The sequence below is a fragment of the Microbacterium paludicola genome, assembly GCF_039529675.1.
Classification (GTDB): domain Bacteria; phylum Actinomycetota; class Actinomycetes; order Actinomycetales; family Microbacteriaceae; genus Microbacterium; species Microbacterium paludicola.
On record NZ_BAAANG010000053.1, the window covers coordinates 1 to 694 of the forward strand.

At 67.0% G+C, this 694-nt stretch carries 1 protein-coding gene; it reads right to left on the reverse strand.

The window, feature by feature from the left end:
• Positions 1 to 189: 189 nt before the first annotated feature.
• The coding region (locus ABD161_RS15595) for an HNH endonuclease family protein (RefSeq protein WP_344005062.1) at positions 190 to 694 on the reverse strand (505 nt) is incomplete at its 5' end.

The window sequence follows — 694 nt, forward strand, 5'->3', positions numbered from 1 at the left end:
CAACCTCGGCGGCCACCGCCCCACCCTCCCAGGCCGAAACTGACCCACAGGTACGTCAGGAGAGCCGGAAAAGCGATGGATTGCACCGCAGAGAAATGGCGAGCGCCCGGCGAGGCCGCGATCCTGTCGGAGGAACTTGTCAGAGATACCTAGGAGAGGATCGCGTCGCCTCGAGCCGGGCGCCCGCGGTCATGATACCGACGCGGGCTGATCGCTGCAGTCGGTGAGAGTGTGGACCAGCTGGTCGCGGTCGTCGACGTCGACGGCCAGCTCCCAGTCGTGGAGGATCTGCGTGTACCGGGCTGCGTAGGTGCAGCGGTACTCCGGGTTGTCAGGGACGAGCCAGTCGGCGGGGCCGGCTTCCTGCTTCGCGTTGTTGGAGGGCCCGTCGACGGCAATGATGTTGGCCAAGTCGTTGGCGAACGCCATCTTGCGATCGGGGGACCATCGCCAGCCTCCGCCGCGGTGGACGGCCTCGAGGCTCACGATGTGCTCGATCTGAACTCCCTGGGACCCGGGGTTGCCCTCCTCGGCGACCTTGTCGTGCTGGAAGACGATGTCGCGGCCGGTGTACGGGTCGTCCTCGAGCACACCGGTGAGGACCGTGCAGCCGTCGACGTCGAGGACGACGTCGACCAGGTCGCGTTGCAGGACGTCGTTGCGCTGGTCGCAGGAGTTCCCGTCGATGTCGGCC